The sequence below is a fragment of the Streptomyces sp. iso_384 genome, from assembly GCF_056172905.1.
The window spans coordinates 4826964-4845358 of record NZ_JBWBTT010000001.1; the positions used below are offsets into that span (position 1 = coordinate 4826964).

The following is an 18395-nucleotide window of genomic DNA, read 5'->3' on the forward strand; positions in this document are numbered from 1 at the left end:
TCCGGGACTACTCTCCCGCCATGACAACTCGCCGCCCCTTCCATCCCGGAGACGGACGCCTTCGCTACGTGGGCCCCGCCATCGTCGTCTTTGAGGACGGAAGCGAAGCCCCCGTCGCCGCCTCTCTCGTGTTGCGCTACGACCCGAGCCGCGACGACAACCGCGAGTCCGACCGGAACAGCACCTGGGCTGGCAGCGTCACGCTCGCTGCGGACGCCCCAGACGTTGACCTCTCGGACGCGTTCCCCGGAGTGCTCCGGCTGCCCAACGGGCGCGAGAGCGAGTTCATGGCAACCGGCGGCCGACGCGAGAGCGGCTGCTCTGGCATCGGGCCGGCGCCCTTCGTTGACGCCTGACCCCGCACACAGCACTGCGCCCCGCCCTCGAATGAGAGCGGGGCGCAGGCGCGTTGGGCGCGTTGCCGGTGTCCGCGGCTAGAGTCCCGGCGCATGAGCACCCCCTGGGGCGACATCGCCACCTACATCACCGCCGCGGCTGGCGTGGCCGCCGCGTTCGGCGCCTGGCGCGCAGCGGAGCGATCAGCGAAAGCGGCTGCCTCCGTCACTCGTATCGAGGAGGAGCGGTGGCAGTCCGACCTCACCCCTCAGTTCGACCTGAGGCTGATCGAGACCGGCAACGGCCACGCCCTGCTGTCTGCCCACCTCAACGGGCCCGATTCGCTGCGGCACCTCGACCACATCGCCATAGAGGTTGGTAACGACGACAGGGACATTGCCTCCGTGGTGCCGGGCCCTGGGGTCACCCGAGCTGACCTCGACAACTTCGTGTGGGGACCGTTCAAGTTCAGCTACGGCGCGAACGGGACTGACGAACACGGCCGCGGCCCGGAGCCCTTCCCGCTGGAGGTTGGCACGGGTACACGACGAGCGATGCAGAGAACCCACCCCGGTTTCTGGATGGAGGGAAAGACCCAGGGCGTGTGGCAGGGAGAGTACGTGGGCCAGCCCATCCGCCTCGTGCTGACGTGCCGCCGCGGTGACCGGGAGTGGAAGATCGCCCGACAACTAGAGAACCCGGCGTTCGACGCTGGCACCTGACAGCCCCGCCACCTTTCCCTCGCTGTTTGGTCACAACTCCGTCACCACCGGAACAAGTCGCTCCCCCGAGTGTGGTCGGGTGGCTACGGTCAGGCCTCCACGAACCGCACGTAGGGGGACACATGTCGTACCAGCAGCCCGGCTGGGGGCAGCAGCCGTTCACGCCCGAGCCGCCGAAGACCGGTGGGCCGAAGTGGGCGAAGAAGCGGGTGGTCATCCCTGCGGGGGCCGGTCTGTTCGTCCTCGGCATCATGTTCGGTGCCGCCGGTAGTGGCGGCACCGAGGACGCTGCCAGTAGCAAGCCGGCCCCCACGGTGACGAAGACCGTGACCGCCCAGCCGGTGGAGCCAGCGAAGGACAAGGCCGACGACAAGCCCGCGAAGGCCGAGCAGGCTGAGGCGCCGAAGAAGGAAGCCGACGACGGACAGAAGGTCCCTGACTTCGTCGGGATGGGTCTCCAGTTTGCGCAGGACGCCGCGCAGGAGAAGGGCTTCTACTCGCTGAAGTCCCACGACAGCACCGGCCGGGACAGGTTCCAGGCGTTCGACCGGAACTGGAAAGTCTGCTCGCAGAACATCAAGGCGGGGAAGACGGCATCCACGGACAGCACCCTGGACTTCGGTGCAGTGAAGCTGGAAGAGGAGTGCCCGGCCAGCGACAAGAAGGCACCCGAGGCGGCAGGCGGGAAGATGCCGGACCTGACCGGGGAGTCCGTGAAGGCGGCTCGTGGCACCTTGGCCTCCGGTACGTCGATCACCGTGACCGATGCGGCCGAGGACCGGATGGTGCTGCTGGAGTCCAACTGGAAGGTGTGCACCCAGAAGCCCGCCGCCGGTGCCGCGTTGAACGGTCAGCCGGTCGAGTTCACCGCAGTGAAGTTCGAGGAGAGCTGCTGATGCGTACCCGCTCTGCTGCTGCGGCAGCCCTTCTCCTTGCCTGCTCTCTCACTGCCTGCGGTGGCAGTGACGAGCCGGCCGCGCCCAAGTCCTCGGTGAAGGCGTCGGTCCCGGAGCACGAGGTTGATTGCTCGGATACGTCGCTGAACCAGTCGGACTGGATGGAGCACTGCAATACCGAGACTCCTGCCGAGTCGGAGGCCCCGTCGACGGATCTGGCGTTCGGGAAGCCGTTCGCGTGGCCGGACGGCCTGGAGGTCACGGTCGTGGACGCGAAGGTGTTCTCTGACTGGGACGAGTTCGAGGAGCCCGACCCGAAGTCGCACGAGTTCCGGGTGCGGGTGAAGCTCGACAACAAGAGCGGACAGGCCATTGACCTGGATCAGTTGTCGGTGTCGGTGGACGGTGCGACGAACGGTGGCACCGCTGACCTGACGATCTTCTCGAAGAACAGTGCCCCTCTCGAAGGGCGTCTCGCGAAAGGGGTGTCGGCAGTGAAGACCAGCGACCACTCCCTGGAAAAGCGGTACGGCAGGGACATCGTGGTGACGGTGCAGCGCACCACGGACGACGACTTCCTCGCCTTCCCTGAGTTCACCGGCACTATCAAGTAGGCGGCCGGCGGGCCTTGTCAGAGCTGGGTGATGACGAGGTTCCGCCAGAACGGGCGGGAAGCGGTGTCGGTGATGCTGCCGTTGCTGAGCCCGAAGTAGCCGCCGCGGTGTGTGGTGTCCGTGATCGGCCCGGTGGTCCACGCGGCGTTGCCGAGCCGCCGGGCTTCGATGGTGGTGGGTGTGACGTCGACCTGGATGGTCATGGACTGGCCGGCCACTGCGGCATCTGTTGCGATGTCTCCGGCCCCAAGGGCCATACGCCGGTTTGGGTGGTGAGGTGCCGATAGAGGCGCAGCACCCCGCTTTGGCGGAGGATCAGGTGGTAGCCGGCGGTGGGGTTGAGGGTGCTGAACTCGTAGGGGTCGTCGCTCGTCTTGCCGAGGTAGAGGCCGCCGTGGACGGCGAGGTCCCCGCTGTTGAGTTGGTCGTACTTCATCCGCCGGTGTCGCGCCCATCCGGTCCGGGCAGCCCGGGTACGGGCGGCACCTGGACCGTGACGGCGACGGAGTGGGCTGCGAATAGGGGGAGCAGGACGTCGGCATATGTGATTCTCGTCGCCCTGACTCGTAGCACGGCACCGGAACCGAAGCCCGGACTTCGGCCTCCGGCCCCGGCGGCAGGGGTCGTCACCGAGCGTGTCGGGAAGCGCATGCGACAGTGCCGACAGCCCGTCACACGCCGTGGACGTGGGGCAACAGGGTTCGGGGCGCCCGGTCATGGCGATGCGTGACGACGATGTGGAGATGCCCGCGGCGCGGGAGGGCAGCGCGCCGACGCGGGCGCCGGGCCGGGCCGCACGGTGTGCGTGGCGGGTTCCACACGCTGTATCGGCACCCGGTCCGGCTCCGTGCCACTAGCCTCTTCACATGACCTCCACTTCGACCGAGCCGATGCCTGCCCGCCCGATGGTTGAACTGAACGCGGAGATCCGCGCGCTGGTCGCCGACGGCGGTGTGGTGTCGCCGGAGGGCCGCCGGGAGTACGAGCGGCTTCTCGTCGAGTGGGTGGCGGCCGTGCGGGGCGGATCCACCGAAGCCGTCTGACGTACGGGGACGGCGGCGGGCGCGCCGGGAGCGGGTGAGGGCCCCGGCGCGATGGGAGCCACCCCCTCCGCCCGGCCCGGCCGGGGTGTCGGCGATAGTGAGCGTCCGTCCGCGTCCTCACCCCGGGAGAACCACATGACCGCCGCGTCACCCGCCGGCGCCCGCCGCCCGTCCCTCCTGCTCGTCACCGATCTGGCGTACGAGGCGCGCGGCCGCCGCTACTGCGACGAGGACATCCACCTCGGCTCCCGGCTGCGCGAGACGTTCGACGTGGCGCTGTGCCATCCGCGGGACGCGGCCGCGCTGCTGGACCGCTTCGATCTCGCCCTCGTACGCAACAGCGGGCCCGTGCTGCACTACCGGGAGGCGTACGACGCGTTCTGCGCACGGGCCCGGGAGCTGGGGACGGCGGTCTACAACCCGCTCGGCGGGCGCGGCGACATGGCGGGCAAGGAGTACCTCGTCGAGATGAGCCGGGCCGGTCTCCCGGTCATCCCCACCGTGGACCGTGCGGCGGACCTGCCGAAGCTGCCCGACGTGCCCCGGTACGTGGTCAAGCCGAAGCTGGGGGCGGACTCGGTCGGGCTGCGGTTCGTCACGGCGGCGGAGGCCCGGGCCGAGCTGGAGCGGGCGGCCGAGGGCTCCCTCCTCGTACAGCCGCGGATCGACTTCCGCCACGAGGTGTCCTTCTACTTCGTCGACCACGACTTCCAGTACGCGCTGTACGCCCCGGACCCGGAGCGGCGCTGGGTGCTGGAGCCGTACGCGGCGAGCGCGGAGGATCTGGCGTTCGCCCGGCGCTTCATCGCCTGGAACTCCCTCACGCACGGCGTCCAGCGCGTCGACGCCTGCCGTACGGCCCGGGGCGGGCTGCTGCTCGTGGAGCTGGAGGACCTCAATCCGTATCTGTCGCTCGACCGGGTCGGCGAGGAGGTCCGGGAGGCGTTCGTCGCGCGGCTGAAGAGGTCGCTGGCCTCGCTGCCACGCTGACCCCCGTCCGGCCCGCCCCCGCATGCGGGGGCGGAGGGCCGGTGTGAGGGTGCAAAGGTGACCACTGCCAGCGAGCAAGCCCCCGCCGCGCAGAGTGCCGCCGCGCCGCCGCCCGTCCTCGACCGGCGGCGGCGCAACATCGTCTTCGCCACGATCGTGCTCGGCATGCTGCTCGCCGCACTGGACCAGACGATCGTGGGCACGGCCCTGCCGACGATCGTCTCGGACCTGGGCGGCGCCGCGCACATGTCGTGGGTGGTCACCGCCTATCTGCTGGCCGAGACGGTGGCCACCGTCCTGGTCGGCAAGTTCGGCGACCTGTTCGGGCGGAAGCTGGTCTTCCAGGTCTCGGCGATCGTCTTCATCACCGGATCGTTCCTCTGCGGCCTCGCCTCGGACATGCTGCTGCTGATCATCTGGCGCGGTATGCAGGGCATCGGCGCGGGCGGTCTCATGGTCACGTCGATGGCGCTGATCGCGGATGTGATCCCGCTGCGCGAACGGGGCAAGTACCAGGGGGCGATCGGGGCGGTCTTCGGCATCTCGACCGTGATCGGGCCGCTGCTCGGCGGGCTGTTCACCGACCATCTGACCTGGCGCTGGGCGTTCTACGTCAATGTGCCGATCGCCATCGTGGTGGTCATCGCCGCCGCCCGGAACATCCCGTCGGTGAAGGCAGCGGGCCGGCCGGTCATCGACTACGCCGGAATCGCGCTGGTCACCGTCGGGGCGAGCGCGCTGATCCTGGCGACGAGCTGGGGCGGCAACGAGTACGCCTGGGGTTCGGGCATGATCATCGGGCTGTTCGTCGCCGGGCTGATCGCCCTGGCGCTGTTCTGCCGGGTGGAGACGCGGGCGAAGGAACCGATGCTGCCGATGCGGCTGTTCCGGAACCCGGTGTTCACCGTCTGCTCGATCCTCAGCTTCATCGTGGGCTTCGCGATGCTCGGCTCGATGATCTTCCTGCCGACCTATCTGCAGTACGTGGACGGGGACTCGGCGACGCTCTCGGGAGTGCGGACGCTGCCGCTGGTCGTCGGTCTGCTGGCCGCCTCGATCTTCAGCGGCAACGTGGTGAGCAAGACGGGCCGCTACCGGGTGTTCCCGATCGTGGGGACGCTGGTGATGGCGGCCGGGCTGTTCCTGCTGTCCAGGATGGGGCCCGGTACCGGTGTCTGGCTGGAGTCGCTCTACATGGTGGTGCTGGGGCTCGGCATCGGCCTGGCCATGCAGGTGCTGACCATCGCCGTGCAGAACACCGTCGACTACGAGGACCTGGGCACGGCCACCTCGGGCGTGACGTTCTTCCGTACGCTGGGCAGCGCCTTCGGAACGGCCGTGTTCGGCACCATCTACGCCAACGCGCTCAAGCCGAACCTCACCGACGGGGTCGCGCAGGCGGTGGCCGCGGGCGGCGACCCGGCGGTCCTGGCCAATGCCTCGCAGAGCCCGCAGGCCCTGCACGCGCTGCCCGCCGCCCAGTTGGAACCGCTGGCGCTGGCCTACGCGGACACGCTGCACACCGTGTTCCTGTGGACGGTGCCCGTCGCGCTGATCGGCTTCGTCGTCGCGCTGTTCCTGAAGGAGGTGAAGCTGCGGGACTCCGCCCGGCTCGGGTCGACGGACATGGGCGAGGGCTTCGCGCAGCCGGGCAGCGGGGACTCGGCGAAGCTGCTCGAGTACTCGGTGGCCACGATCCTGCACGGCGCGGGCCCGGACACCGCCCGCCGGATCACCTCCGGGTGCGACACCCGGCTCGACATGGCGGGCGCCTGGGCGGTGATGCAGGTGGACCTGTTCACCAGGATGGTCGGCCACGCGGGCCTCGGTCTGATCGCCGCCCGGCACCGCATTCCGCCGGAAGTGCTGGTGCCCGTCTTCGACCGGATGATCGAGGAGGGCTATCTGACGGGCGACGGCCGGATCTTCTCCCACACGGCGGCAGGCCGGCGCGAGGCGGCGGTGATCTCCGACGCCTGGGGCCGCTGGCTCAACGACCGCCTGGCCGAGGACGGCGCCCGCCCCGACGACCGCCGGCTGCGGGCCACCGTGGACATGATCGCCAAGCGGCTGCTGGCGGAGGACCTTGCGCAGGAGCTGTCACCCGCGGCCGGACCGGGCGGCTCGACGCGGGTGGGGGCTCCGGCCTGAGCATCCCCGGGCCCCGGGCCCGTACGGGCGGAGCGCCTTCCGGCACGAAACCGGCTCCGCTCAGGGCGAGGTGGGCCTCGGCGGTGCCGTCGGCGAAGTCCTCCCCGATGAGGGCGATGTGACCGACCGGGGTGCCGTCCTCCAGGAGGACGAGGAAGTCGTCGCGGTCGCGGTTCTCGACGCGTCTCAGTCGACGAAGACGGCCGTCGTGTAGACCCAGGCTCCTTCGACGCGGGCGAACCGGCTCTTCTCGTGGAGGGAGTCGGGGCGCCCGTCGTCGGTGTAGTGGGCGCGGAAGGTGACCGTTCCGGTGGAGTGGAAGGCGCTGCCCTCGGTGGTCTCCAGGATCTCCAGGCGTACCCAGCGCATCGACGGGTCGAAGTCGACGCCGGGCGGCCGGGTCTCGGGGTGCCAGGTGCGCAGCAGGTACGCCGCGTCCTGGACGACGAAAGCCGCGTACCGGGAGCGCATCAGGGCCTCGCAGGTCGGCGCGGCGGCGCTGCCGGAGTGGAAGCGGCCGCAGCAGTCCCCATAGACGGCGGGCAGGCCGCAGGGGCACGGGGAGGCCGCGGTGATCCGCGGGGCGGCGGAACCCCGGGGCCGGGAGGTGCGTCGTTCCATGGGTCCATTGTGACGCGTGGGGACGGGCTCAGGGGGCAGGGGCGAAGCGGCGTCGGTATTCGGTGGGCGTCAGCCCGGTACGGCGGCGGAGCTGGGTCCGCAGGCTCGTCGCCGTACCGAGTCCGCTGGCGCGGGCGATCACGTCGAGGCGTTCCTCGCCGCGCTCCATGAGGCGGCGGGCGAGGGTGACGCGCTGCTCGGTGAGCCAGGCCAGCGGGGTGGTGCCGAGCTGGGCGCGGAAGCGGCGGTGGAGGGTGGCGGGGCTGACGGCCGCGTGGGCGGCGAGCGCCGCCACGTCCAGGCCGTCGGACAGGTGCTCGGTGGCCCAGTCGAGGAGCGGTGCGAGCGAGGCCTCGGCGGTGCCGGGCACCGGGTGCTCGACGAACTGGCGCTGGCCGCCGTCCCGGTGGGCCGGGTGGACGAGCCGCCTGCTGACGGCCGCCGCGGTCTCGGCGCCGTGGTCGCCGCGGACGATATGGAGCGCGGCGTCCAGGGCCGCGGCGCTGCCGGCCGCCGTGATCACCTGCCCGTCGTCGACGAAGAGGACGTCCGGGTCGAGGTCGACCCGCGGGTACCGGGCGGTGAAGGAGTCCGCCCACCGCCAGTGCGTGGTGGCCCGCCGGCCGTCCAGCACTCCGGCGGCGGCGAGGGTGAAGGCGCCGGTGCAGAAGCTGACGAGGCGTGCGCCGCGGGCATGGGCGCGCCGGATCGCCGTCAGGACGTCCGGGTCGGGCTCCTCCAGCGGGTCGGGCCGGTTGGGCACGATGACGGTGTCCGCGCGGTCCACGGCGGTCAGCCCGGGGACCTCGGAGAGCTGGAAGAAGCCGGAGTGCATGCGGACCGAGGGGGTCGGCGAGCAGAGGGTGAAGTCGTACCAGTCGACGGGCAGCTCGGGCCGGCGCAGGCCGAAGAGCTCGGTCGCGACACCCATCTCGAACGGGTTGGAACCGACCGAGACGATCATCACCACCCGATGCGAGGATTCTTTCGCCATATGCGATTCGTAGCACTCACGAGCAGCGGCGTCCAGCGCACAGGATGGTGCCCATGAGCAACGAGAACGCGGCGCCGGCCGCCACCGAACCCCTTCCGCTGACCGCCGCCCTGGCCTCCTTCGACGCGCTGTGGAGCCCGCGCATCGTGACCCGGGTCAACGACTACGACGTGCGCGTGGCCAAGGTGGCCGGCGAGCACGTCTGGCATGTGCACGAGGACACGGACGAGTTCTTCCTCGTCCTGGACGGCACGCTGCACATCGCTCTCCGCGACGGGGACAGGGGCGGCGACGGTGACGAACGGTCCGTGACCCTGGAGCAGGGCTCGGTCTTCGTCGTCCCGCGCGGCGTCTGGCATCTGCCGCGTTCGAGCGGCGGTGCCTCGATCCTGCTCTTCGAGCCGTCGGGTACGTCGACGGTGGGCGACGCGCACGACGTGGTGCCCGGACATGTGGACGTCACCACGGGCCACGCGCTCGGCACCTGAGCGCGGATCCGGTCAGCGCTTGCGGGCGACGCCTGCGTATCCGGGGATCGGTTCGTCGCCCGGTACGTCGATGGCCTCGCCGAGCTCCGGATGCCACTCGGCGGAGAGCGTGACGCCCGGCTCGACCAGTTCGAGGCCGTCGAAGAACGCGGTGAGTTCGGCGCGGCTGCGGGGCCGCAGCGTCATCCCGCGCGCCTTGTACATGGCCCGCGCCTGCGCGGCGCCCTCCGGGTCGAAGTCGCCGGTGGTGTGCGAGAGCACCAGATAGCTGCCGGAGGGAAGCTGCCCGACCAGCTTGTCGACCAGCTCGGCCGCGCCGTCCTCGTCGTCGATGAAGTGCAGCAGGGCCAGCAGCGAGAGGGCGATCGGCCGGTCGAAGTCCAGGACCTCGCCGGCCTGCGCCAGGATCGTCTCGGGCTTGCGGGCGTCGGCCTGGATGTACTCGGTGGCGCCCTCGGGCGTGGAGCGGAGCAGGGCCGCCGCGTGGGCGAGCACGATCGGGTCGTTGTCGCAGTAGACGACACGGGCGTCGGGGGCGGCCTGCTGGGCGATCTGGTGGAGGTTCGGCTCGGTGGGTATGCCGGTGCCGATGTCCAGGAACTGACGTACACCGCTCTCGGCGAGCCAGCGGGTGGCCCGGTGCATGAACGCCCGGTTGACCCGCGCCATGTCACGGCCCCGTGCGTCGAGGGTGAGGAGCTGGCGCGCCATCTGTTCGTCGACCGGGTAGTTGTCCTTGCCGCCGAGGAACCAGTCGTACATCCGGGCCGGATGCGGCGTGCTGGTGTCGATCTCGATGGAATGGGGTTCTTGCCCGGTCATGGCGCGCTCCGTGGTCGAGGGTCCGCACGGAGGATCCGTACGGAGGAGGGGTGCGATGTCAGGTGAGAAGGAAGTCCGCCTGGCCTGCCTTGGCGCCTTGGATGAACGCGGCGATCTCGCCGTTGGAGTAGATGAGGGCGGGGCCGTCCGGGTCGGCCGACTGGCGTACGGCGACCCGCCCGTCGGCGAGCTTCATGGCCTCGATGCAGTTGCCGCCGTTCCCGCCGCTCCACGGCTTGTACCAGCCTTCGGAGCCGAGGTCAGCGGCGGGCATGCCGTTGTATATGTGGTTCATCACAGCTCCTTGCGGAAGTCCCGGAGGATTTCCTTCGTGCGTTGTGCAGTTGCGGCCTGAGCCGCCATGCGGTCCATGACTTCGAGGTAGGAGGCCACCTCGGGGCGGGCGTCGAAGTAGACGGCACCGGTCAGGTACTCGCTGTAGACCATGTCGGGGAGTTCGGGGACGGCGAACCGGAAGAGGACGAACGGTCCGTAGGTTCCCGGGTGGTGGCCGGTGGCGAACTCCGCGATCTGAAGCGTGACGTGGGGAAGCTCCGTGGCCTCCAGCAGCTTGTCGATCTGCCCGCGCATCACCTGCGGGCTGCCGACGGGCCGCCGCAGCACGGTCTCGTCCATGATCGCCCACAGTCTGGGGGCGTCGTCCTTGGCCAGCAGGGACTGGCGTTCCATCCGCAGCGCCACATGGCGCTCGATGTCCTCGGGGCGGGTCTGGCCGACTGCTCCGGTGCGCATCACGGAGCGTGCGTAGTCCTCGGTCTGGAGCAGTCCGGGCACGAAGTGCGGCTCGTACATACGCAGCAGGCTCGCCGCGCCCTCCAGGCTGACGTACATGCTGAACCAGTCGGGCAGGACGTCGTGGAAACGCTGCCACCAGCCCGGCTTGTTCGCCTCCTCCGCCAGCTCGACGAAGGCGTCGGCCTCCTGTTCGGCGACGCCGTACGCCTTCAGCAGCGACTGGACGTAGGGGATCTTCAGCCCGACCTCGGCCGTCTCCATCCTGCGTATCGTCGCCGGGGCGACCCTGAGCACCTTCGCCGCCTGGTCACGGGTCAGGCCGACACGCTCACGCAGATCCTGCAGGCGCTTGCCGAGAACGACCTGGCCCACGGTCGGGGCGGACCGCGGTTCGCTCACTTCAGACCTCCCCATGCGCTGTTTTGCGAGCAGTGTGCCATGCGTGCGCCCCCGACGACACAGTCACTCTGGAAATTTCAGAGTGCCCCTTGCCAAGTGTCATCGTCAGGGGGAGAGTTGACTCCCGAACCAGTTCGCTCAGTCATGCCCGCCCCCGGCCGTCCGGAGAACGAAGCGTGACGCAGCCCCCACTGTGAGGAATCGGTCGTGGCACCTGGCAGTGCGCTCATCCCCCGGCTCATGGACCTCAGCCCCGGGACGGAGGCCCTCCGCTACTGCTTCGCGCTGCCGGCGCACCCCGAGTCGGTGGCCGGCGCGCGCGAGCTGACGCGAGCCAGGCTGGACGCCTGGAAGCTGGGCCGCGACGGCTGCGACGCCGCCGTCCTCATCGTCTCGGAGCTGGTGACCAACGCGGTCGTGCACACGGCGAGCACCCGGGTGGTGTGCGAGCTGAGCCGCCTCGGCAGACGACTGCGGATAGCCGTGCAGGACCAGGGGCACCAGCCCGGCGGCCCGCGGCTGCGCCGGTCCTCCGACGACGAGCACGGCCGTGGTCTGCTCCTCGTCGACGCGATGAGCAGCGCCTGGGGTTCGCACGACGCGGGGTACGCCTCCGGACGCATCGTCTGGGCGGAGCTGCCGCACGACGCGGAGCAGCCGTCCGGCACGGAGCAGCCATGCTGAAGAACGCGCTGTCCCGGCTCCGCTCGGCGCACCGGTCCCGGACGCCCGAGCAGACGCGCGGCGGCCGGGTGCGGCTGGCGCTGCCCGCCTCGATGTCGGCCAGCCTGGGCTGCGACGCGGTCGGGGTGCCCGCCCGGCACGGCTTCCACCTCATGTCCCATCTGCCGCGCACCGGATGCGTCTTCGCCGACGCGGACCGCTGGTGGTGGATCGTCCCGGCCGGCTCCGACCTGGATCTCGACTGGCCCGAGCAGGTGACGTACGCACGGGACGCGGACGTGCCCGGCGGCCGGCCCCGGTTGATCCACTCACCGGACGGCCTCACTCCGTACACCCCGCCCATTCCGCTCTTCCTGATGGTCTGCCAGGTGACCGGGGTGGCGCCGAGCTGGGTGGCCGCCGGCGCGCCGAGCGTCGTGTCCGCGCCCTGATCCGTCGTCGATCCGGTGATTCAGGGCCGGTCGAGGTAGGCGAGCCCCGGGTGTACCTCGGCGTACCGGTCGAGCAGTCGCCGGGCCACCGCCACGGAGTCGACCAGTGGGTGCAGCGCGAACGCCTGCACGGCCGCCGCGCGGGATCCGCTCTCCGCCGCCGCCAGCACCGCCCGCTCCACGGCCTTCACCGCGGTGACGAGACCGACCGCGTGGTACGGGAGGGGCGAGACGGCCACCGGATGGGCCCCGTTGGCGTCCACGAGACAGGGCAGCTCGACGACGGCGTCCGCGTCCACGACCGGAAGCGCGGTGCGGTTGCGGACGTTGAGGATCAGCGAGGTGCGTTCGTTGCGGGCGACGGCCCGCATCAGGGCGAGCGCGACCTGTTCGTAGCCGCCTGACTCCAGGTCGCTCTCCGCCCGCTCCCCCGCCCCGGCGACCTCGCGGTTCTCCGCCATGTACGTCGCCTCCCGTTCGGCGCGGGTACGGTCCCAGGTGGCCAGGGCGGGGGTGCCGGGCTCCCGCATCCGGGCGTAGAAGCCCTCCTGCTGGTCCCGGAGGAAGGCGCCCCGGGTCTGTTCGGCCTCCTGGTAGGCGCGTACGGCTTCCCGGTTGAAGTAGTAGTAGTGCAGGTATTCGTTGGGGATCGCGCCCAGCGAACGGAGCAGTTCCGCGCCGAAGAGGCGGCCCTCCTCGAAGGAGTCGAGCAGCTTCGGGTCGGCGAGCAGCCGGGGCAGTTCGTCGCGCCCGTCCACGTACAGCCCCCGCACCCACCCGAGGTGGTTGAGCCCCGCGTAGTCGATCCAGGCCCGGTCCGGGTCGACGCCCAGGACGCGGGCGATGCGCCGCCCGAGACCGACCGGCGAGTCGCAGATGCCGATGACCCGGTCGCCCAGATGCCGGGACATGGCCTCGGTGACCAGGCCCGCCGGATTGGTGAAGTTGATGACCCAGGCGTGCGGGGCGAGCCGGGCGATGCGCCGGGCGAGGTCGAGGGCCACGGGGACGGTGCGCAGACCGTACGCGATGCCTCCGGCGCCGACGGTCTCCTGGCCGAGGACGCCTTCGTCGAGGGCCACCCGTTCGTCGGCGGCGCGTCCGGCCAGGCCGCCGACGCGGATGGCGGAGAAGACGAAGTCGGCGCCGCGCAACGCCTCGTCGAGCTCCGTGGTGGCGACGACGGCGGGGGCGTCCGCGCTGTCCCGCCCCTGTTCCGCGAGGACGCGGGCGACGGCGGTGAGCCGGTCGGCGTCGGTGTCGTACAACGTGACCCGGGTGACGCGGCCCTCGGCGTGATCGCCGAGGAGGGCCCCGTACACGAGAGGCACCCGGAATCCGCCACCGCCAAGAATTGTCAGCTTCACGCTGCTCGATGGTACGGGCAGGCCGGAGCCGTCCGGTGGGGGCCGCGCCCGGCCCCGGCGCGGACGACGCGGCGGCCCCGGGCCGGTGGGCGTGATCCGGGGCCGCCGCGACGGGGCCGGGCGACGAGCTGTCAGTAGCCGCTCCACCAGCGGGCGACCGCCTGCCAGAGCCGGGCCGGGGCGGCCGGGCGGCGCTGCCGCGGGATGGTGGCCACCGGAGCGGGCTCGGAGGCGGAGGCCGGTTCGGCGGCGGGCGGTGCGGCCGGGGCGGTTCCAGGGACCGCGCCCGGGGCGTGGGCGGGCTGCGCGCCGCCCGCCTCGTGCCGGGGCTCGGGCACGGTCCTGGCCGGGGAGGAGATCTCCCAGGCGTCGGCCGGGCGGGCGGTGCGGCTCATCACGGCGAGCGGGTCGGCGTCCAGCTTCTGCTGCGGGCTGGGGGCGAACTTCACCGGCAGCTCGACCAGGTGGCGGGACATGATGTTGCCGACCCAGCGCAGTTCGCGCTCGCCGACGCCGAGCTCCAGGTCGGGCAGGCGCATCAGGAGGGCGTCGACGCCGACGTCGGCGATGGCGCGGCCGATGTCCTGGCCCGGGCACTCGTGGGGGCCGCCGCTGAAGGCGAGGTGGGCGCGGTTGCCGCCCATGTCGGCGCTCAGGTCCGGGCGGACGGTGGGGTCGGTGTTGGCCGGGGCGATCCCGACGAGCAGGGCGTCGCCCGCCTTGATCTGCTGGCCGCCCAGCTCGGTGTCGCCGACCGCCCAGCGGCCGAACACGGCGGTGAACGGCGGCTCGTCCCACAGCGTCTGCTCCACCGCCTCCGGCACGGTCATGTGCCCGCCGCTGAGCCGGGCGCGGAAGCGCGGGTCGATCAGGACCATGCGCAGCACGTTGGCGATGAGGTTGGCGGTGGACTCGTAGGCGGCGATGAGGATGAGCCGCAGGTGTTCGACGACCTCGATGTCGGTCATCGTGGCGGGGTGCTCGACGAGCCAGCTGGCGAAGTCCGGCGCGGGGTCGGCGCGACGCCGCTCGACCAGGCGCGTCAGCACGGCCACGATGTGGGCGTTGCTGGCGACGGCGGTCTCGGTGCCGCGGGTCATGTCCCGGGCCGCCTGGACGAGGCGCTCGTCGTACTCCTCGGGCATGCCGAAGATCGCGCACATCACCATCATCGGCAGATGCTCGGCGAACTGGCTGACCAGGTCGGCGGTGCCCTTCTCGCAGAAGTCGTTGACGAGGCGGTTACTGAAGCGGTTGATGTGACGGCGCACGCCGCGGGTGTCGATGCGCCCCATGCTGTCGGTGACCGCGCCGCGCTGCCGCTCGTGCTTGGCGCCGTCGGCGAACACACAGACCGGCTGCCAGGTGAAGATCGGGGCGAGCGGGTGGTCCGGGGCGACGCTGCCGTCCTGGAGGGCCCGCCAGCGCCGCGAGTCCCGGGAGAACTGGGAGGGCGTACGGGTGAGGTGGAGGTTCTCGCTGTGGCCGAGCACCAGCCAGGCGGGGACGTCGCCATGGAGCAGGACCGGGGCGACGGTGCCGTGTTCGGCGCGGAGTTTGTCGTAGAGGCCGGCCGGGTTGTCCTCCGCCTCGGGGCCGTAGAGCCGGCGCAGTCCGCCGGGGCCGATGTCGAGGTTGTGGGCCGGGCACTGGGGCGGCGGCACGGCGCCGGGTTCGTGGTGGAAGGGGGTTGTCACAGGGGCTCCAGGGATCAGGATTCCAGGGCTAGTGCGCAAGCGGGCGGGACGGGGTGGGACGGGACGGACCGTCAGGGCACGGACCGGGCCGGGGACGTACGCCGGGGGATGGCGCGCGCCCCCGGGGCGGTCCCGTCGCCGGGGCCCGGGGCGCGGGGACGTCAGGCGAGCGGGACGGCCAGGCTGTGCAGATAGCGCATCAGGGTCATCAGCACATCGCGGCTGGAGGCCCGCAGCCGGGCGTCGCAGTCGATCATCGGGACCTCGTCCGGCAGGTCGAGGGCCCTGCGCAGGGCCTCGACCGGGTGGTGCGGTGCGTCGGGGAAGGTGTTCACGGCCACCACGAACGGCACGCCGCGCTCCTCCAGCCGGCCGATGACGTCGAAGCTGACTTCGAGCCGCCTCGTGTCGATGAGGACGACCGCGCCGAGTGCGCCCTCGAAGAGGCCGTTCCACAGGAACCAGAAGCGTTCCTGGCCGGGGGTGCCGAACAGATAAAGGATCAGTTCCTCACTGAGGCTGATCCGGCCGAAGTCCATGGCGACGGTGGTGGCGGTCTTCGTCTCCACCCCGGCGTTGTCGTCCACGCCCACGCCGGCCTGGGTCATGGTCTCTTCGGTCGTCAGGGGCCGGATCTCGCTGACCGAGCCGACCATGGTCGTCTTGCCGACGCCGAACCCGCCGACGATCACGACCTTCACCGCGGCGGTGGCCGTGGTGGGAAGGACGTCCTCGGTGCGTGGTCCGGTGATCGTGTCAGAGCTTCTGAAGTCCATGCATCACCGCTTCGAGAAGGGACCTGTCGGGGAGGGTGGCGCGGACGATCGGCGCGCGCGACTCGATGAGTTCGGTCGCGAGGAGATCGCTCAGGAGCGAGGTGACCACGCTGAACGGCAGGCTGAGATAGGCCGAGATCTCGGCGACGGACAACGGGGCCTGGCAGAGCCGCAGGATGGCCGCCTGCTCGGGCTGGAAGGTCGGCGAGGGCTCCGCCTGCGCGACGACCATCGTGACCAGGTCGAGCGCGGCCCGTTCGCTGTCGTCGAGATCGCCGGTGATCACGTACAGCCGTTCCGGATCGAGGAGATCCGGGTCGGCCTTGCGGCGTTCTCGTCGAGGTCCACTCATCCGGACTGCCCGCCGTGGCGGGGCGGACTGGTCAGGTGGGCTCCGATCCGCACGACCATGTCCCGCATCCGGGCGCCGACGAGGCCGGCGTCGACGGTCTCGCCGGCCAGGACCGCGAGATAGGCGCCGGCGCCGGCCGCCATCAGGTAGAAGAACCCGCCCGTCACCTCGATGACGACGAGCTTCATGAGGCCGTCGCTGTAAGGGATCTCGGTGGCCACCGCGGCGGCCAGGCTCTGCAGTCCGGCACAGGCCGCGGCGAGCCGGTCGGCGACGTCGGGGTCGCCGCCGTGCATCGCGATGCGCAGGCCGTCCGAGGAGAGCACCACGATCTGGTGGATGCTCGGAACGTCGTCGGCCAGCTCCTTGAGCATCCAGTCCATGTTTCCCCGCTGCTGGATCACTTCAGGTCTCCCTTGTCCCACGCGTCATCGGAGTCTTCGCCGTGCTTTCGTTCCTGCGGTACGCCGTTGACGGCCTTGGTGAAGGCCTCCAGCCACAGGCCGGGGGGCTTCTCCTCGCCGCGTCCGCCGTCCGTGCCCTCGTCCCGGCCGGGCTGGAACCCGTTGGCGGGGGCGGGGGCGGGGGGCGGCGGGGGCTGCTGCGGGAGGTTGTGCGAGCCGAGCGGGGCGCGGCCCCGGCTGCGGCGCTGCGGCAGCCCGTTCTCGGTCCACTCGGTGACCACGGGAACGTCGTCCTCCATGGCCGCCGGGGGCACGGCCGGGCGCGAGGTGGCCGCGGGGGCTCCGGTGGAGACCGGTGCGGCCACGGACGGCACGGGGCCGGTGGCGGCGGGCTTGGGCTTGCGCTTGCCGGGCGGCGGCACCACATGCTGGAGCTGCGACATGTCCAGCGAGCTGGTGGGCCGCGAGGTGGCGCCGATGCCGTGGGCGATGCCCGGGGCGGGCCCGGTGGTGATCATGTCGCGCGGCACGATGAGGACGGCGCGGACGCCGCCGTACGCCGACTGACGCAGCGACACCTGGAGCTGGTACATCCGCGAGAGCCGGCCGACGACGGCCATGCCGAGGCGCGGGGACTCGCCGAGGTCGTTCATGTTGATGCCGGCCTGGGCCTGGGCGAGCATGTTCTCGGCCCGGGCGCGGGCCTCCTCGCTGAGGCTGACGCCGCCGTCCTCGATCTCGATGGCGATGCCGGTCTGCACCTCGACCGCGGTGACGTGCACCCGGGTCTGGGGCGGCGAGTAGCGGGTCGCGTTGTCGAGGAGTTCGGCGCAGGCGTGGATGAGCGGCTCGACCGAGGTGCCGACGATGGCGACCTTGGCGATCGAGTGCAGATCGACGCGCTGGTACTCCAGGATGCGGGACATGGCGCCGCGCAACACGCTGAACAGCGGTACGGGCTTGGGCCACTGGCGGCTGGGACGCGCGCCGCCGAGCACGGCGATGGAGTCGGCGAGGCGGCCGATCAGCGCGGTGCCGTGGTCGATGCGCAGGAGGTCGTCGAAGACCTCGGGGTTACGCCCGTAGTGGTTCTCCATCTCCCGCAGCTCACTGGCCTGGCGGTGCACGATCGCCTGGACGCGGCGGGCGACGCTGACGAAGGCGCGCTGAGCGGAGTCACGCCGCGCCTCCTCGTTGTCGATGACTTCGAGGACCTGGTAGATCTGCTCGCGCAGCGCCTTGGGCAGATGGCGGTTGGCCACGTCCGCGTCGACGATGTCGCGCATCACTTCTTCGGGCGAATTGCCCACCCGCAGCCGCCGGATGGCGGCAGGCATGACGTCCTTGGTGAGCCGGACCGTCTCGGCGTCGTGCGATTGGATGCGGTGTTCCAGGTAGGCGATGCGCTGCTCGTACTCCGCGCGCTGGACGCGCAAGGCGCGCCGGCGGCGGTGCAGCGCCACGGTGAGTACGGCGACCACGAGCGTGGCGATCGCGCCGCACACGGCGACTGGTATCCGCGCGGCCGGTGCGACCAGGGCCGATCCGGCGGCGGTTGCGCCGAGGAGCAGGACCACGGGCAGCAGGACTACGCGAACGACGGGAATTTCTCTGTCGGTCGGCGGTGATTCAACACGGACCATCTAAAACCCTCTGGCGGTTGATTCCGGGATGTATGCGCACGTGAGCGGAGACTCGGGAACAAGTGCTCGAATTCATCTCAACTCGACTTCACTGCGCGTGAGCTTAGCCAGATCAGAACAGTGCTTCGGCATATTCACCCAACCCCCTGCGGAAGCCCGCCGAGAGGAATACACTCGCCAGTTTTTCTACTCTGCGCTCCGGAGCGTGC

General features: G+C 71.0%; 23 protein-coding genes and 1 pseudogene. 11 read left to right on the top strand and 13 right to left on the bottom strand.

From position 1 onward, the window contains the following. Nucleotides 1-20 precede the first annotated feature (20 nt). From AC0VY3_RS21680 to AC0VY3_RS21695, 4 genes are all read left to right on the top strand, one after another. Nucleotides 21-356 (top strand): hypothetical protein, encoded by a 336-nt coding sequence (locus tag AC0VY3_RS21680; protein WP_475550347.1) that lies wholly within the window; start codon nucleotides 21-23, stop codon nucleotides 354-356. Nucleotides 357-449: 93 nt separating this feature from the next. After that, nucleotides 450-1058: a hypothetical protein gene (locus tag AC0VY3_RS21685; RefSeq protein WP_475550348.1), complete on the top strand. Its 609-nt coding sequence runs from the start codon at nucleotides 450-452 to the stop codon at nucleotides 1056-1058. 122 nt (nucleotides 1059-1180) lie between these two features. Next, nucleotides 1181-1954: a protein kinase family protein gene (locus AC0VY3_RS21690; RefSeq protein WP_475550349.1), complete on the top strand. Its 774-nt coding sequence runs from the start codon at nucleotides 1181-1183 to the stop codon at nucleotides 1952-1954. Continuing rightward, entirely contained in the window at nucleotides 1954-2568 is a 615-nt protein-coding gene (locus AC0VY3_RS21695) for a hypothetical protein (protein WP_475550350.1), read from the top strand. The genes AC0VY3_RS21690 and AC0VY3_RS21695 overlap by 1 nt, the downstream gene beginning before the upstream one ends. A 17-nt stretch (nucleotides 2569-2585) precedes the next feature. Here the strand turns inward: AC0VY3_RS21695 and AC0VY3_RS21700 are convergent, their stop codons facing one another. Together AC0VY3_RS21700 and AC0VY3_RS21705 are read right to left on the bottom strand one after the other, a co-directional pair. After that, the gene (locus AC0VY3_RS21700) at nucleotides 2586-2771 is read right to left on the bottom strand and encodes a hypothetical protein (RefSeq protein ID WP_475550351.1); all 186 of its coding nucleotides are present in this window, start codon (nucleotides 2769-2771) and stop codon (nucleotides 2586-2588) included. After that, entirely contained in the window at nucleotides 2768-3004 is a 237-nt protein-coding gene (locus tag AC0VY3_RS21705) for a hypothetical protein (protein ID WP_475550352.1), read from the bottom strand. Before AC0VY3_RS21705 ends, AC0VY3_RS21700 begins: the two co-directional genes overlap by 4 nt. On the opposite strand from AC0VY3_RS21705, the pseudogene AC0VY3_RS21710 reads away from it, so the two are divergent. From AC0VY3_RS21710 to AC0VY3_RS21725, 4 genes and pseudogenes are all read left to right on the top strand, one after another. Beyond that, nucleotides 3004-3090, top strand: a pseudogene (locus tag AC0VY3_RS21710) (excalibur calcium-binding domain-containing protein); the annotation flags it as partial. The gene AC0VY3_RS21705 and the pseudogene AC0VY3_RS21710 sit on opposite strands and share 1 nt — an antisense overlap. A gap of 344 nt (nucleotides 3091-3434) precedes the next feature. Beyond that, on the top strand, nucleotides 3435-3611 hold the full coding sequence (locus AC0VY3_RS21715; RefSeq protein ID WP_170994368.1) for a hypothetical protein: 177 nt from the start codon (nucleotides 3435-3437) through the stop codon (nucleotides 3609-3611). 135 nt (nucleotides 3612-3746) lie between these two features. Further along, entirely contained in the window at nucleotides 3747-4601 is an 855-nt protein-coding gene (locus tag AC0VY3_RS21720; RefSeq protein ID WP_475550353.1) for an ATP-grasp domain-containing protein, read from the top strand. A 57-nt stretch (nucleotides 4602-4658) separates the two neighbouring features. After that, nucleotides 4659-6752, top strand: a complete 2094-nt coding sequence (locus AC0VY3_RS21725) for an MDR family MFS transporter (protein ID WP_475550354.1) — start codon at nucleotides 4659-4661, stop codon at nucleotides 6750-6752. A gap of 186 nt (nucleotides 6753-6938) precedes the next feature. Here the strand turns inward: AC0VY3_RS21725 and AC0VY3_RS21730 are convergent, their stop codons facing one another. Together AC0VY3_RS21730 and AC0VY3_RS21735 are read right to left on the bottom strand one after the other, a co-directional pair. After that, nucleotides 6939-7373, bottom strand: a complete 435-nt coding sequence (locus AC0VY3_RS21730; protein ID WP_103507041.1) for a YchJ family protein — start codon at nucleotides 7371-7373, stop codon at nucleotides 6939-6941. A gap of 28 nt (nucleotides 7374-7401) precedes the next feature. After that, nucleotides 7402-8367, bottom strand: a complete 966-nt coding sequence (locus AC0VY3_RS21735; protein WP_475550355.1) for a helix-turn-helix domain-containing protein — start codon at nucleotides 8365-8367, stop codon at nucleotides 7402-7404. A 53-nt stretch (nucleotides 8368-8420) separates the two neighbouring features. Between AC0VY3_RS21735 and AC0VY3_RS21740 the strand changes: the two genes are divergently transcribed. Beyond that, entirely contained in the window at nucleotides 8421-8855 is a 435-nt protein-coding gene (locus tag AC0VY3_RS21740; protein ID WP_475550356.1) for a cupin domain-containing protein, read from the top strand. Nucleotides 8856-8867: 12 nt separating this feature from the next. On the opposite strand, the gene AC0VY3_RS21745 is transcribed toward AC0VY3_RS21740, so the two are convergent. The 3 genes from AC0VY3_RS21745 to AC0VY3_RS21755 are packed head-to-tail and all read right to left on the bottom strand — an operon-like array spanning nucleotide 8868 to nucleotide 10832. Next, nucleotides 8868-9677 carry an SAM-dependent methyltransferase gene (locus AC0VY3_RS21745; RefSeq protein WP_475550357.1) on the bottom strand — a complete coding sequence of 270 codons (810 nt, stop codon included), beginning with the start codon at nucleotides 9675-9677 and terminating at the stop codon, nucleotides 8868-8870. A gap of 58 nt (nucleotides 9678-9735) precedes the next feature. After that, a complete protein-coding gene (locus AC0VY3_RS21750) occupies nucleotides 9736-9972 on the bottom strand; it encodes a DUF397 domain-containing protein (protein ID WP_030573999.1) in 237 nt (78 codons plus the stop codon). Next, complete coding sequence (locus tag AC0VY3_RS21755; protein ID WP_103507037.1) at nucleotides 9972-10832, bottom strand: helix-turn-helix domain-containing protein; 861 nt, start codon at nucleotides 10830-10832, stop codon at nucleotides 9972-9974. The genes AC0VY3_RS21750 and AC0VY3_RS21755 overlap by 1 nt, the downstream gene beginning before the upstream one ends. A 207-nt stretch (nucleotides 10833-11039) precedes the next feature. Between AC0VY3_RS21755 and AC0VY3_RS21760 the strand changes: the two genes are divergently transcribed. Next, the gene (locus tag AC0VY3_RS21760; protein ID WP_103507036.1) at nucleotides 11040-11516 is read left to right on the top strand and encodes an ATP-binding protein; all 477 of its coding nucleotides are present in this window, start codon (nucleotides 11040-11042) and stop codon (nucleotides 11514-11516) included. After that, entirely contained in the window at nucleotides 11510-11947 is a 438-nt protein-coding gene (locus AC0VY3_RS21765) for a hypothetical protein (RefSeq protein ID WP_103507035.1), read from the top strand. Before AC0VY3_RS21760 ends, AC0VY3_RS21765 begins: the two co-directional genes overlap by 7 nt. A 20-nt stretch (nucleotides 11948-11967) precedes the next feature. Here the strand turns inward: AC0VY3_RS21765 and AC0VY3_RS21770 are convergent, their stop codons facing one another. The 6 genes from AC0VY3_RS21770 to AC0VY3_RS21795 form a co-directional block, all read right to left on the bottom strand. Beyond that, the gene (locus AC0VY3_RS21770; protein ID WP_103507034.1) at nucleotides 11968-13314 is read right to left on the bottom strand and encodes a 6-phospho-beta-glucosidase; all 1347 of its coding nucleotides are present in this window, start codon (nucleotides 13312-13314) and stop codon (nucleotides 11968-11970) included. A gap of 131 nt (nucleotides 13315-13445) precedes the next feature. Beyond that, nucleotides 13446-15011, bottom strand: a complete 1566-nt coding sequence (locus AC0VY3_RS21775) for a cytochrome P450 (RefSeq protein ID WP_475550358.1) — start codon at nucleotides 15009-15011, stop codon at nucleotides 13446-13448. A 161-nt stretch (nucleotides 15012-15172) separates the two neighbouring features. Further along, nucleotides 15173-15787: a GTP-binding protein gene (locus AC0VY3_RS21780; protein WP_010058144.1), complete on the bottom strand. Its 615-nt coding sequence runs from the start codon at nucleotides 15785-15787 to the stop codon at nucleotides 15173-15175. Further along, on the bottom strand, nucleotides 15768-16139 hold the full coding sequence (locus AC0VY3_RS21785) for a DUF742 domain-containing protein (protein ID WP_103509680.1): 372 nt from the start codon (nucleotides 16137-16139) through the stop codon (nucleotides 15768-15770). The genes AC0VY3_RS21780 and AC0VY3_RS21785 overlap by 20 nt, the downstream gene beginning before the upstream one ends. Beyond that, a complete protein-coding gene (locus tag AC0VY3_RS21790) occupies nucleotides 16136-16543 on the bottom strand; it encodes a roadblock/LC7 domain-containing protein (RefSeq protein ID WP_007454741.1) in 408 nt (135 codons plus the stop codon). Before AC0VY3_RS21790 ends, AC0VY3_RS21785 begins: the two co-directional genes overlap by 4 nt. Beyond that, entirely contained in the window at nucleotides 16540-18186 is a 1647-nt protein-coding gene (locus AC0VY3_RS21795; protein ID WP_475550359.1) for a sensor histidine kinase, read from the bottom strand. The genes AC0VY3_RS21790 and AC0VY3_RS21795 overlap by 4 nt, the downstream gene beginning before the upstream one ends. Between the last annotated feature and the right edge of the window lie 209 nt (nucleotides 18187-18395).